General features: G+C 71.1%; 10 protein-coding genes and 1 pseudogene. 10 read left to right on the top strand and 1 reads right to left on the bottom strand.

Going from position 1 to position 13,785, the window contains the following annotated elements; translation table 11 throughout:
• The 3 genes and pseudogenes from AB0B98_RS05270 to AB0B98_RS05260 all read left to right on the top strand — a co-directional run.
• A pseudogene (locus AB0B98_RS05270) lies at positions 1 to 196 on the top strand (glycosyl hydrolase); the annotation flags it as partial.
• Positions 197 to 400: 204 nt separating this feature from the next.
• Positions 401 to 2,725 (top strand): PKD domain-containing protein, encoded by a 2,325-nt coding sequence (locus tag AB0B98_RS05265; RefSeq protein ID WP_357361063.1) that lies wholly within the window; start codon positions 401 to 403, stop codon positions 2,723 to 2,725.
• A gap of 178 nt (positions 2,726 to 2,903) precedes the next feature.
• Positions 2,904 to 5,231 (top strand): PKD domain-containing protein, encoded by a 2,328-nt coding sequence (locus AB0B98_RS05260; RefSeq protein WP_357361061.1) that lies wholly within the window; start codon positions 2,904 to 2,906, stop codon positions 5,229 to 5,231.
• 68 nt (positions 5,232 to 5,299) lie between these two features.
• On the opposite strand, the gene AB0B98_RS05255 is transcribed toward AB0B98_RS05260, so the two are convergent.
• Positions 5,300 to 6,592, bottom strand: a complete 1,293-nt coding sequence (locus tag AB0B98_RS05255; RefSeq protein ID WP_357361059.1) for an acetyl-CoA C-acetyltransferase — start codon at positions 6,590 to 6,592, stop codon at positions 5,300 to 5,302.
• A 55-nt stretch (positions 6,593 to 6,647) separates the two neighbouring features.
• Here AB0B98_RS05255 and AB0B98_RS05250 point away from each other — a divergent pair, with 55 nt between their 5' ends.
• The 7 genes from AB0B98_RS05250 (at position 6,648) to AB0B98_RS05220 (ending at position 13,782) form a co-directional block, all read left to right on the top strand.
• Positions 6,648 to 8,048, top strand: coding sequence for a 3-oxoacyl-ACP reductase (locus AB0B98_RS05250; RefSeq protein WP_357361057.1), 1,401 nt, complete (start codon positions 6,648 to 6,650; stop codon positions 8,046 to 8,048).
• On the top strand, positions 8,048 to 8,914 hold the full coding sequence (locus AB0B98_RS05245; protein WP_357361138.1) for a MaoC/PaaZ C-terminal domain-containing protein: 867 nt from the start codon (positions 8,048 to 8,050) through the stop codon (positions 8,912 to 8,914). Before AB0B98_RS05250 ends, AB0B98_RS05245 begins: the two co-directional genes overlap by 1 nt.
• A gap of 107 nt (positions 8,915 to 9,021) precedes the next feature.
• Complete coding sequence (locus AB0B98_RS05240) at positions 9,022 to 9,774, top strand: NUDIX domain-containing protein (protein WP_357361055.1); 753 nt, start codon at positions 9,022 to 9,024, stop codon at positions 9,772 to 9,774.
• Complete coding sequence (locus tag AB0B98_RS05235; RefSeq protein WP_357361053.1) at positions 9,771 to 10,739, top strand: serine/threonine protein kinase; 969 nt, start codon at positions 9,771 to 9,773, stop codon at positions 10,737 to 10,739. The genes AB0B98_RS05240 and AB0B98_RS05235 overlap by 4 nt, the downstream gene beginning before the upstream one ends.
• A 9-nt stretch (positions 10,740 to 10,748) precedes the next feature.
• Positions 10,749 to 11,708 carry a hypothetical protein gene (locus tag AB0B98_RS05230; protein WP_357361051.1) on the top strand — a complete coding sequence of 320 codons (960 nt, stop codon included), beginning with the start codon at positions 10,749 to 10,751 and terminating at the stop codon, positions 11,706 to 11,708.
• On the top strand, positions 11,705 to 12,967 hold the full coding sequence (locus tag AB0B98_RS05225; protein WP_357361049.1) for an adenylosuccinate synthetase: 1,263 nt from the start codon (positions 11,705 to 11,707) through the stop codon (positions 12,965 to 12,967). Before AB0B98_RS05230 ends, AB0B98_RS05225 begins: the two co-directional genes overlap by 4 nt.
• A 179-nt stretch (positions 12,968 to 13,146) precedes the next feature.
• The gene (locus tag AB0B98_RS05220) at positions 13,147 to 13,782 is read left to right on the top strand and encodes a DedA family protein (protein ID WP_238672749.1); all 636 of its coding nucleotides are present in this window, start codon (positions 13,147 to 13,149) and stop codon (positions 13,780 to 13,782) included.
• Positions 13,783 to 13,785 lie beyond the last annotated feature (3 nt).

Here is a 13,785-nt window from a genome sequence, read left to right as displayed (position 1 = left end):
CGCCAAGCCGCTGATTGCGGGCGCGGCGACCGCCAGCACCTGGGAGCGGTTCACAATGGTCCGCAACAGCGACGGCACTGTCAGCTTCAAGGCCGCCGTCAACAACAAGTACGTCAGCGCCGACGGCGCGGGCAGCAAGCCACTGATCGCCAACGGCCCGGTCATCAGCTCCTGGGAGAGGTTCACCCTCGGCTGAGCCCCTACCGCACTGTCGACGCCCGCCAGACCCTCGGGTCCGGCGGGCGTCGCCGTGCGGGGGCACAGTCAACGCCGCGACCAAGACCACAACGAGGCAGGTGGCCGTTTTGTCACCCGGGTCAGCGCCTCGCCTGTCGATCATGGAAGATCACCCGTATCTGACTCCCGGCGTCGCCGGATCCTCCTCATCTTCGAGGCCAGCATGCGTAAATCCTTCTTCGCCGCCTTGGCGACCGTCGTACTGACCGGTGGTGCTCTGGTGGGCACCGCGCTGCCCGCCCAGGCGGACGCTCCGACGACGCTCTACGTCCGGCAGAACTCCGCCACCGGTTGCTCCGACCAGTTCCCGGGGACCTTGGCGCAGCCGTTCTGCACCATCAGCGCCGCCGCCGCAGTGGTCACGGCCGGCCAGTCGGTGGACGTCGGCGGCGGTAACTACCGAGAGCGCGTCACGATCCCCACGTCCGGCACTCCTGAGCAGCCGGTCACCTTCTTCGCCAGTTCCGGGGCGACCCTGATCGGCGCGACGGCCGGCTTCGTGATCGACGGTCAGCACGATGTCGTACTCCAGAATCTCCGCGCCAACGGGTCGGCAAGCGCGCTTCCCGGCCTCGACCTGCGCAACTCCTCGCGGATCACCATCGAGGGCGGCACCTTCGCGATGGACACCTCCTCGACCGCACCCGCGGTCCAGTTGGTCGGCGTCACCACGTCCACACTGAGACGGTTCACCGTCAGCGGGTCGACGCTGACCGCCGGGGTCACCATCGACGCCGCGAGCAGCGACGTGCTGATCAAATCCGCGAACGTGTCCAGCAGCACCGCGTACCAGACACCCACCGGCAGCGTCGGCGTTCAGGTCGACGGCCCGCGAGTCAGCATCCTCGACAGCAGGGTCAGCGGCTTCACCGGAGCGGCAGTCGCCATCGGGGTGGGCGCGGTCGACACGGTGGTGGCCAACAACCAGATCGATGGTGGTCGCGGTCACGGGGTGCACAACAACGGTGGCACCGGCACGGCGATCGCCAACAACACCATCAAGGACCGCTGCCGCGACGGAATTCGGGTCGACGGAGCTTCGTCCGGCGTCTCAGTGCAGAACAACGTGCTGTTCACGAACGGCTTCTTCAGTCAGGGCTACTGCGACCCGGCGTTCCTCGACGGTGTCGAGATCGGCGTCTACGGCGGGGCCGTCGGGAAGACTGTGGTCGACTACAACAACGCCCACCACTACTACGGCAACTCCCCGCAGATCTACGCCTGGAACACCCGGATGAGCCTCGTCGCGTTCCGGGCCGCCTCCGGCCAGGCCGCGCACGACCGCGAGACGGGGCAGGCCGGGTACAACATCGACTCGGCAAACTCGGCCGCCCCCGGCTACCCGACCCTCGACCGCGCCGGCTCGCCGCGCATCGACGACCCGAGCATGCCGAACACCGGTGCCGGTCCGGTCCCCTACGCCGACCGTGGTGCCGTGGAGACCGTCCGCGCCCCGGTGGTGTCGTTCGACGTCGTCCTGAATCTCCAGGCGCAGTCGGTGACCGTGGACGCGTCCGCCTCCACCCCCGGCCTCAACCCGATCGCGTCCTACTCGTTCTCGTTCGGCGACGGCAGCGTCGTCACCCAGACGAGCCCGATCGCCTCGCACACCTACGCGAACCCGGACCGCTACCAGATCACCGTCACTGTCACTGGCACTGACGGTCGGTCGGCGGCCCACAACAGGCTGATCACCGTGCTGCGGCCGACCGGGACCGTTGGTTTGCGCGCCCTGTCCAACCGCCGCTACGTGAGTTACCAGAGCGGCTTCGGGCTTCGACCGAACCAGGCCGAACCGACTACGATCGCGCAGTTCGACCTGGCAGACGCCGGCAACGGCAGGGTCGCCCTCTTCTCCCGGACGGCCGGGCGCTACGTCGCCGTCTCCCAGTTCGACCTCGCCACGTTGACAGCGGACAGCATGGTCGTGGACGTACGCGAGATGTTCACGCTGGTGCGAAACAGCGACGGCACCATCAGCCTCCAGGCCCCCGTCACCAGCCAGTACGTGACAGCCGATTCCAGCGGCGCCCTTGCGATGAGCGCCAGCCGGCCCACCATCGGCACCTGGGAGAAGTTCCTCCTGGTCGTCGTACCGGACGCGAACCGGTCCCTGAAGGCCCTGGTCAACGGTCGCTTCGTCAGCGCCGACGGCGCGGGAACCAAGCCGTTGATCGCGAGCGCGGCGACAGCTAGCAGTTGGGAGCGGTTCGACGTGGTGGATCTCGGCAACGGGCAGGTTGGGCTCCTCACCCGCGTCAACAACCACTTCGTGTCCGCCGACGGCGCAGGCAGCAAGCCGCTGATCGCGAACGCACCGACGGCCAGCACCTGGGAGCGGTTCACAATGGTCCGCAACAGCGACGGCACCGTCAGCTTCAAGGCCGGCATCAACAACAAGTACGTCAGCGCCGACGGCGCGGGCAGCAAGCCACTGATCGCCAGCGGCCCGGTCGTCAGCACCTGGGAGAAGTTCACCCTCGGCTGAGCCCTACCGCACTGTCGACGCCCGCCGGAACCCTCAAGTCCGGCGGGCGTCGCCTTGCACACACCGGCGGAGTGGCCGTTTTGTCACTGCGGTCAGCGCCTCAATCGGCCGGTGATGCATGATCACCTTTATCTGACTCCCGGCGACCGCCGGCTCCTCCTCATCCCCGAGGCAAAGCATGGGCAAATCCCTCCTTTCCGGTCTCGCGACCGTCGTGCTGACCGGTGGTGCCCTGGTGGGCACCATCGTGCCGGCCCAGGCGGACGCTCCGACGACGCTCTACGTCCGGCAGAACCCCGCCACCGGCTGCTCCGACCAGTTCCCGGGCACGTTGACGCAGCCGTTCTGCACCATCGGTGCCGCGGCTGCGGTGGTCACGGCCGGCCAGTCGGTGGACGTCGGCAGCGGCAACTACCGGGAACGCGTCACGATCCCCACGTCCGGCACGCCCGAGCAACCGGTCACCTTCTTCGCCAGTGGCGTGGCAACTCTGATCGGCGCGACCGCCGGCTTCGTGATCGACGGCCAGCACGATGTCGTACTCAAGAATCTGCGCACCATTGGGTCGACCAGCGTGCTGCCCGGCCTCGACCTGCGCAACTCCTCGCGGATCACCATCCAGGGCGGCAACTTCGCGATGGACACCTCCTCGACCGCGCCCGCCGTCCGGTTGGCCGGTGTCACCAGGTCGACATTGAAGCAGATCAACGCCAGCGGGCCGACCCTGAACGCTGGAATCATCATCGACGCCGCGAGCAGCGACGTGCTGGTCAGATCCGTGAACGTATTGAGCAGCGCCGGGTACCGGACACCCTCCGACGGCGTCGGCGTTCGGGTCGACGGGCCGAGAGTCAGCATCCTCGACAGCAAGGTCAGCGGTTTCACCGCAGCGGCAGTCGCCATCGGGGTGGGCGCGGTCGACACTGTGGTGGCCAACAACCAGATCGACGGTGGCCCCGGCCACGGCGTGCACAACAACGGTGCCGCCAACACGGCGATCACCAACAACACGATCCGCAACCGCTGCCGCGACGGGATCCGGGTCGACGGAACTTCGCCCGGCGTCTCCGTGCAGAACAACGTTCTCACCACGAACGGCTTCTTCAGCCAGGGCTACTGCGACCCGGCCTTTCTCGACGGTGTCGAGATCGGGGTCTACGGCGGGGCCGTCGGAAAGACCAAGGTCGACTACAACAACGCCCACCACTACTACAGCGACTCCCCGCAGATTTACGCCTTGAACACCCGGATGAGCCTCGCCGGTTTCCGGGCCGCGTCCGGGCAGGCCGCACACGACCGGGAGACGGGACAACCACGAGACGACATCGACTCGGCGAACTCCGCGGCCCCCGGGTTCCCGGCACTCGACCGCATCGGCACCCCGCGCATGGACGACCCGGCCGTGGCGAACACCGGTGCCGGCCCGACCACCTACGCCGACCGTGGCGCGGTGGAGACCATCAGGCCGCCGGCAGCGTCGTTCGGCGTCAGCATCGATCTCGGAGCGCTCTCGGTGAAGCTGGACGCCTCCGCGTCGAAGCCAGGCTTCCATCCGATCAAGTCCTACCGGTTCGAGTTCGGTGACGGGTCCGGGGTCACCCAGAGCACGCCGGTGGCCTCGCACACGTACGCCAAACCGGGCACCTACAGCCTCAGCGTCGAGGTGACCGGAACCGACGGTCGGACGAACACCAGCACCCAGCGGGTCAGCGTCCTGCGACGGACCGCGACGGTGGGTCTCCTCGCTCTCGCCAACCGCCGCTACGTCGACGGGTACGGCACGCCTACCGGTCTCGTGCCGAGCAGGCCCGAGTTCGGCCTCGCCACGCAGTTCGACCTCACCGACGCAGGCGGTGGCCAGGTCGCACTCTTTTCTTACGTCACGGGGCGGTACGTCAGCCGGACCTACAGCGGCGGCCCGGACTCGCTGCACGCCATGAGCCAGGTCGTGGACGCTCCGGAGCGGTTCAACATCAACCGGAACAGCGACGGCAGCGTCAGCCTCAAGGCCGACAACGGCCTGTACGTCACCGCCGATCCCAGCGGCGCCGTGCCGCTGGCCGCCACCCGACCGACGATCGGCACCTGGGAGAAGTTCCACCAGGTCAAGGCCACCGACGCCAACCGGACGTTGAAGGCGCGGGTCAACGGCCGCTACGTCAGCGCCGACGGCGCGGGCAGCAAGCCACTGATCGCCAACGGCCCGGCGGTCAGCCTCTGGGAGCGGTTCGACGTGGTGGATCTCGGCAACGGGCAGGTCGGCCTCCTCGCCCGTGTCAACAACCGTTACGTGTCCGCCGACGGCGCTGGCGCCAAGCCGCTGATTGCGGGCGCGGCGACCGCCAGCACCTGGGAGCGGTTCACAATGGTCCGCAACAGCGACGGCACTGTCAGCTTCAAGGCCGGCATCAACAACAAGTACGTCAGCGCCGACGGCGCGGGCAGCAAGCCACTGATCGCCAACGGCCCGGTCGTCAGCACCTGGGAGAAGTTCACCCTCGGCTGAGTCCCAACCGCACTATCGACGCCCGCCGGGACCTTCGGGTCCGGCGGGCGTCGCCTTGCACACTCCGCTCAGCGCTCCAGGATGGCCGTCACGCCCTGACCACCGGCGGCGCAGATGGAAATCAGTCCACGCCCGCTGCCCCGCTCGGCCAGCAGCTTGGCCAGGGTCGCCACGATCCGGCCACCGGTGGCGGCGAACGGGTGCCCGGCGGCCAGCGACGAACCGTTGACGTTGAGCCGGTCGGTGTCGATCGCGCCCAGCGGGGCGTCCAGGCCCAGCCGGTCCTTGGCGAACTCCGGCGACTCCCAGGCGGCGAGGGTGGCCAGCACCTGCGACGCGAACGCCTCGTGAATTTCGTAGTAGTCGAAGTCCTGCAACGTCAGCCCGGCACGGGCCAGCATCCGGGGCACCGCGTACGCGGGTGCCATCAGCAACCCCTCGTCGCCGTGCACGAAGTCCACCGCCGCCGTCTCCGACCAGCTGAACCAGGCGAGCACGGGCAGGTGGTGCGCCGCCGCCCACTCCTCGCTGGCCAGCAGCACAGTGGACGCGCCGTCGGTGAGGGGTGACGAGTTGCCGGCAGTCATGGTGGCGTGCTCGGCGTCCGGGCCACGGGTGCCGAAGACCGGTTTCAGCGAGGCGAGCTTCTCCAGGGTGCTGTCCGGGCGCAGGTTCGCATCCCGGGTGAGCCCCAGGTACGGCGTCATCAGGTCGTCGAAGAAACCCCTGTCGTACGCGGCGGCGAGGCGCTGGTGTGAGCGCAGCGCCAACTCGTCCTGGGAGCGCCGGTCGATCTGCCAGCGCACTGCGGTCCGGGCGGCGTGGTCGCCCATGGACAGGCCGGTACGCGGCTCGGCGTTGCGCGGGATCTCCGGCTTGAACGGCTGAGACGGGCGCAGCTTCGCCGCGATCTTGAGCCGTTCGCCCAGCGTACGGGCCGAGTTGAGCTTGAGCAGCGTGCGGCGCATGTCCTCGTTGACGGCGAGCGGGGCGTCGGAGGTGGTGTCGACACCGCCGGCGATGCCCACGTCGAGCTGACCGAGGGCGATCTTGTTGGCGACCAGGATGGTCGCCTCCAGGCCGGTGCCGCAGGCCTGCTGGATGTCGTACGCCGGGGTGTGTGGGTCGAGTCGGGAGCCGAGGACCACCTCGCGGGTGAGGTTGAAGTCGCGGGAGTGTTTGAGCACCGCCCCGGTGACCACCTCGCCGATGCGCTGCCCGGCGAGCCCGTAGCGGGCGATCAGGCCGTCGAGCGCCGCGCCGAGCAGGTCCGCGTTCGATGCGTCCGCGTAGCGGGAATTGGAGCGGGCGAAGGGGATGCGGTTGCCCCCGATGACCGCGACCCGCCGGATGCTCTGCACGATCCGCCTCCTCGACATGTGTTGCTCGAACCCTACTCGCCAGTAGGCTACGCCCATGACCGACAGGTACGCGAGCTTCGTCCAATCGGCCGCCGGCCGCGCGCTGGTCAAGCGCCTCGGGCTGCCCGACCCGCCCCGACTGCGCCGGCACCATCCCGGCGACCCGCTGCTGGCCGGCCCGGCCCTGCTCGGCGCGTCCACCGGCGGCCGGCTCGCCGAGCCGGTTGCCAAGATCCTGACCGCCGCCGGGGTCGAGCTGGCCGACCCGGCCGCCCCCGCCGAATGGGCGCAGGATGCGCCGCCGGCCCGTTCGCACGGCGACACCCCGCAGCGGTACGGGGCGCTGCTCTTCGACGCCACCGGCATCACCGACTCCACCGAGCTGCGCCAGCTCTACGACTTCTTCCACCCGCAGGCCCGGGCGGTGCTGCCCAGCGGCCGGGTGATCGTGCTGGGCACCCCGCCGCAGGAGTGCCCGACACCCCGCGAGGCGACCGCCCAGCGCGCCCTCGAAGGGCTGGTCCGCAGCATCGGCAAGGAGTTCGGCCGGGGCACTACGGCGCAACTCGTCTACGTGACCCGCGACGCCAGCGACGCCGGCACCCGCACGAGCCTCGAATCGACACTCCGGTTCCTGCTGTCCGGCCGGTCCGCGTACGTGTCGGGGCAGGTCATCCGGGTCGGCGGCGGCGCGGCGAGCGTCCCGGCCGACTGGGACCGCCCGCTGGACGGGCAGGTGGTGCTGGTCACTGGCGCCGCGCGGGGCATCGGTGCGGCGCTGGCGAAGGTGCTCGCCCGCGACGGCGCGCAGGTCGTGGCCCTCGACATTCCGGCCGCCGGTGACGCGCTCGCGGCGGTGGCGAACGACATCGGCGGCACCGCCGTCCAACTCGACCTGACCGCGCCGGACGCGCCGACCCGACTCGCCGAGCACCTGGCCAGCCGGCACGGCCGGGTCGACGTGGTGGTGCACAACGCCGGCATCACCCGGGACAAGACGCTCGGCCGGATGGACGCCGACCGGTGGGACCAGGTGATCGACGTCAACCTCTCCAGCCAGGAGCGGATCAACGACGTGCTGCTGGAGCGGGAGCTGATTCCGGCCGGCGGGCGGATCATCTCGGTCTCGTCGATCGCCGGGATCGCCGGCAACCGGGGGCAGACCAACTACGCCACCAGCAAGGCCGGCGTGATCGGGCTGGTGGACTCACTCGCGCCGGCCCTGCGGGAGCGCGGGATCAGCGTCAACGCGGTGGCCCCCGGATTCATCGAGACCCGGCTGACCGCGCGCATCCCGCTGGTGGTTCGCGAGGCGGGCCGGCGGATGAACAGCCTGGCCCAGGGCGGGTTGCCGGTGGACGTGGCCGAGACGATCGGCTGGCTGGCCTGGCCGGCCAGCGGCGCGGTCAGCGGAAACGTGGTCCGGGTCTGCGGCCAGAGTCTGCTGGGGGCGTGATGGGGGCGGGGCCGGAGTCGGACAGCCGCAGCCGGGTCGAGTTGCACCGGATGCCGGCGGTCGGGGCGCTGCACCGACGGGCGTTGCTCGGTGCGCTTCCGGGCCTGGGCGGTGGGCGGCGCGGGCCCGACCTGCCGGCGGTCGAGTTGGCGGTGGCCGGGGTGAGCGTCGACCGGGCGACGTTGGCCGACTACGACCGGGTCTGCGGGTTCCGGCTAACCGACCGGCTGCCCGCGACGTTTCCCCACGTCATGGGCTTTCCGCTGACCCTGCGCCTGATGACAGCGCCGGACTTCCCCCTCCCGCTGATCGGCCTGGTGCACGTCGGCAACCGGATCACCGCGCACCGCCCGATCACCGCCGACGAGACGATCGACTTCACCACGTACGCGGAGAACCTGCGCCCCCACGACCGGGGACGGCAGGTGGACGTGGTGCTGGTCGGCTCGGTCGACGGGACGGAGGTGTGGCGCGGCGTCTCGACGTACCTCGGTCGGGAGCGCAAGCCGGGCGGACGCGAGCCCGGCGAACGTCCCGCGGCACCGGCTGCCACCGCCCGCTGGCCTGTGGAACCGCGCATCGGTGCGGAGTACGCGCGGGTCTCCGGCGATCACAACCCGATCCACACCTCGCGGCTCGGGGCGCGGCTGTTCGGCTTCCACCGGCCGATCGCGCACGGCATGTGGAGCAAGGCGCGCTGCCTGGCCGCGCTGGAGGCCCGGCTGCCGGACGCGTACACGGTCGAGGTCGCCTTCAAGCTGCCCGTGCCGCTGCCGAGCACCGTGAGCTTCGCGCTCCTGCCGGACGGCGGGTTCGCCCTGCACGACCCGCGGGGCCGACCCCACCTGACGGGCGTCGTGCGCTGAGCGCACCGCACCGTCTCGTGCGCTGAGTTGGTCCTGCCCTTGGCAGGCGCGCACTTCTGCGCTAAGTTGCTCTCACAGCGAGATGTTCTCAGAGTGAGAGAGACGCGATGAACGAGCAGGAGTTCCTGGCCGCGTACGACCCCCGGGCCTATCCGTCGGTCGCGGTGACAGTCGACGTGGTGGCGCTGACCATCCGCGACGGCGCACTGCACCTGCTGCTGATCCGGCGGGGCGAGGCACCCTTCGCGGGGCACTGGGCGCTGCCCGGAGGCTTCGTCCTCCCCGACGAGGACCTGACGCCTGGCGCCCGACGGGAGCTGGCCGAGGAGACCGGGCTCGGCGGCGAGGCGCTGCGCCGCGTACACCTGGAGCAGTTGGGCAGCTACGGCGCTCCCGACCGTGACCCGCGCATGCGGGTCGTCTCGATCGCCCACCTCGCGTTCGCCCCCGACCTGCCGGACCCGGCCGCCGGCAGCGACGCCGACGAGGCGATCTGGCTCCCGGTGACCGCGTTGACCAGCCGGCAGCTCGCCTTCGACCACGGCCGGATCATCGACGACGCGTTGGAACGGGCCCGCTCCAAGCTGGAGTACACCCCGCTCGCCACCCGCTTCCTCGCCGCCGAGTTCACGATCAGCGAACTGCGCGCCGTCTACGAGACGGTCTGGGGGCACCCGCTGCACGCCGGCAACTTCCACCGCAAGGTGCTCTCCGTGCCGGGCTTCGTGGAGAGCACCGGTGCCAGCACCGAGCGCGGCGGTGCCCGCGGCGGCCCGCGCGCCCGGCTCTACCGGGCCGGCGACGCCCACCTGCTGCACCCGGCGCTGCTGCGCCCCGCCCGCGAGGAGACGATGCGGTGAGGGCCACGGAGGCCATCCGCCTGGTCGCGGCCGCCCGCACCGACGCGGACCTGTTCGGCGCCGACCAGCCGGCCCACCGCTACCGCGAGCTGGTAGCGGCCCTGCACCCCGACCGCCTGCCGACCAACTCGGCGGTACGCGCCGAAGCCCTCGACGCGTTCATCCACGTCACCACCCGGTGGCAGGCACGGCAGACCACAGTCCTCGGCGACTACCGGCTCGGCGCGCCGGCCCACTCGGGTGACCTGGCCGACCTCTACGACGTCGGCGACGACCGGCTGCTGAAGCTCCCCCGACGGCCCACCGACAACGACCTGATGGCCCGCGAGGCGCACGCCCTGCGCACCATCGCCGAGCGCGGCGACCCGCGCTACCTGCCGTACGTGCCCCGGCTGGTCGACGAGTTCAGGCACCGCGACGCCAGCACCGGAGCGGAACGACGGATCAACGTGCTCGCCACCGCACCCGGCCTGCACGACCTTGAGGAGGTGCGGCGCGCGTACCCCGACGGGCTGGACGCCCGGGACGTCGCCTGGATGTGGCGGCGGCTGCTGGTGGTGCTCGGCCTGGCCCACCGGGCGGGCGTGGTGCACGGCGCGGTAGTGCCCCGACACGTGCTGATCGAGCCGGACGCCCACGGCGTGGTGCTGATCGACTGGTGTTTCTCCGCTGCCGTCGGGAGCACGATCCCGGCGGTCGTACCCGGCCACGGCTGGGACCCGGAGGAAGTCACCAAGAAGCAGCGGTGCGGCCCGGGCACCGACATCGCGATGGCCAGCCACTGCATGAGCTGGCTGATGGGGCCGCGCGCCCCCCGCGAGCTGCACACCTTCGCACAGGGCTGCCGGCAACGGTCAGTGGACGCCCGGCCCGACGACGCCTGGCGCCTGCTGCGCGAGCTCGACCAGGTGCTGGACCGGCTCTACGGGCCACGCACCTTCCGACCCTTCATCCTCACCCCCTAAGGAGCTGTCATGGGCAGTGGAATCTGGTCCACCGACGTGTACGACGCCGCCGACCGCTACCGCCGGTCCACCGGCAGGAGCGCCTTCTCCTACAGCGACAGCGGGGCGCGCACCGTGCACCCCGCGCTCGACCCCAGGGACACGACCCGGGAGAGCCGCGACTCCGACGAGCACCCCCGGTCGACGCCCGTCGCGGTGCTCTTCGACGTGACCGGCTCGATGCGCACCGTGCCGCGGGTCCTGCAGACCAAGCTGCCGCAACTGCTCGGGCTGCTGCAACGGCAGGGCTACGCCAGCGACCCGCAGATCATGTTCGGTGCCATCGGCGACGCCACCTGCGACCGGGTGCCGTTGCAGGTGGGCCAGTTCGAGTCGGACAACCGGATGGATGACGACCTCGGCCGGATCGTGCTCGAAGGCGGTGGCGGCGGGCAGATGAGCGAGTCGTACGAACTGGCCATGTACTTCATGGCCCGGCACACCGTCACCGACAACTGGGAGAAGCGCGGCCGGCGCGGTTACCTGTTCATCATCGGCGACGAGCTGGCGTACCAGCGGGTGAAGGCCCGGGAGGTGGCCGGCCTGATCGGGGACGACCTCTCCGAGGACGTGCCGCTGCGGCAGGTGGTCGACGAGGTGACCCGCCGCTGGGACACCTACTACCTGCTCCCCGCCGGCAGCCACTACGCCGGCAACGCGAAGGTGCTCGACTTCTGGCGGGACCTGTTCGGGCAGAACGCCGTGGTGCTCGACGACCTCGACGCGGTCTGCGAGACCATCGCGCTCACCATCGGCCTCGGCGAACAGGCCATCAACCTGGACGAGGGCCTACGCGACCTGGACCGCGCCGGCTCCGGCGCCACCGGGACCGTGTCGAAGGCGCTGGCCCGCCTCGGCCGGGAACGGCGGGCCGAGGTGTCGACGCTGCCGACGTTCACCGACACGGCCAGCGGGGTGACCCGGCTGTGAACCACGTGGCGGTGGTCGACCTCGGCTACGGCGACGCCGGCAAGGGCACTGTCGTGGACTGGCTCTGCGCCACCCGTGGAGTGCACACCGTGGTCCGCTTCAACGGGGGCGCGCAGGCGGCACACAACGTCGTGCTGCGCGACGGGCGGCACCACACGTTCGCACAGTTCGGCGCCGGCACCTTCCATCCCGGTGTGCGTACGCACCTGTCCCGGCACGTGGTGGTGGACCCGCTGGCGTTGGCCGCCGAGGCCGACCACCTCGCCACTGTCGGGGTGCCCGACGCGCTCGACCGGCTGACAGTCGACGGGGACGCGCTGCTCGCCACCCCGTACCACCGGGCCGCCAACCGGGCCCGCGAGATCGCCCGGGGAGCCGACCGGCACGGCTCCTGCGGGCTGGGGGTGGGCGAGGCCGTCGCGTACGGTCTCGCCCACCCCGACGACGCGCCCCGGGTCGCCGACTGCCACAGCCCGGCACTGCTGCGCCGCAGGCTGACCACACTGCGGGACCGGCTGACAGCCGAGCTGGGCCCGCTGGACGCGCCACCGGTCGACGACTGCCTGCCCGCGTTCACCGGCTTCGCCGGGCGGGTCGCGATCGTCGACGGGAGCTGGCTGGCCCTGGCGCTGCGCACCGGGACCTGCGTCTTCGAGGGTGCGCAGGGGGTGCTGCTCGACGAGTGGCACGGCTTCCACCCGTACACGACGTGGAGCACCACCACGTTCGCCAACGTCGACAGCCTCCTCGCCGAGGCGGGCCGGCCCGGCGACGTGACCCGGATCGGGGTGCTCCGGGTGGTCACCACCCGGCACGGGCACGGTCCGTTGGTGACCGAGGACCCGAGCATGCCGTTCACCGACCGGCACAACGCCACGAACCCGTGGCAGGGCCGGTTCCGGTTCGGCCACTTCGACGCGGTCGCCCACCGGTACGCCCTCGCCGCGGCCGGCGGCGTCGACGGCCTGGCAGTGACCCACCTCGACCTGGCCGGCCCCGACCTGCGGATCTGCCGCCGCTACGACACCACCGAGCGGCTCACCCCGGGCCCGCCCGGCGACCTGGACCGGCAGGCCGCGCTCACCGCCCGCCTACTGCGCTCCCGCCCGGTGTACGACGACCCGCCGACGGACTGGGCCGAGGCGGTCGGCGCGGAGCTGGACGCACCGGTGGTGCTGACCTCGCACGGCCCCACCGCCGACGACAAGACCTCACACGGCCCGCTGCTCACCCCACCGGCGCTGGTTCACTCGGTCTGACCCACCCACCCCACCCCACCCCGCCCCGCCGCAACCCGTCGATCTTGCACTTTCGGTTGTTGTTCTGCGGCTTTTGCAGGGATTGGTTAGCGCCCAAAGTGCAAGATCGGCGCGGGGAGAGGTGGGGTTATCCCGCGGCTTCGGCCACCGGGCGGGTCGCACCCGGCGAGCATGGGGGAATGGATTCCGCGCTCGACCTGCTCCGACAGCTGGTCACCTCACCGTGGGTGTACCTGCTGATCTTCGGGCTCACGGCGGTCGACGCGTTCTTCCCGGCCGTACCCGGCGAGGCGGCCGTCATCACCGCCGCCGTGCTCTCCACCAGCGGAAATCCCAAGCTGGCGGCGGTTGTCGCCGCCGCTGCGGTGGGCGCCTGCGCCGGTGACCACGTCTCGTACGCCATCGGGCGCGGTGGCGGCGCGAGACGCCTCGCCGGGTTTCCCGACGGCAGCCGCCGACGAGCCAGCTCGGAGTGGGCCCGGCGCGCGCTGAACCGGCGCGGCGGGCTGATCCTGACCACCTCCCGGTATCTGCCGGGCGGGCGGACCGCCGTCACCCTCACCATGGGCGCGGTGCGCTATCCCCGCCGGTCGTTCCTGCTGTACGACGCGATAGCGGCGGTCACCTGGGCCCTGTACTGCGGGCTGCTCGGCTACTTCGGTGGGCTGGCCTTCGAACGGCACCCCGTCAAGGGTGTCCTCGCCGGGATCGGCCTGTCGGTGATCGTCACGCTGGGCATCGAGGGCGTCCGTTGGCTGCGCCACCGGGCCCGCCGCCGCGCCGCCGCCACCACCGACCGGGCCGGCTCGACCTGACAC

This window comes from Micromonospora sp. NPDC048947 (assembly GCF_040649495.1).
Taxonomy (GTDB): Bacteria; Actinomycetota; Actinomycetes; order Mycobacteriales; family Micromonosporaceae; genus Micromonospora; species Micromonospora alfalfae.
Note: the sequence above shows the minus strand (reverse complement) of the source record. Positions and strands in the feature narration are given on the sequence as shown.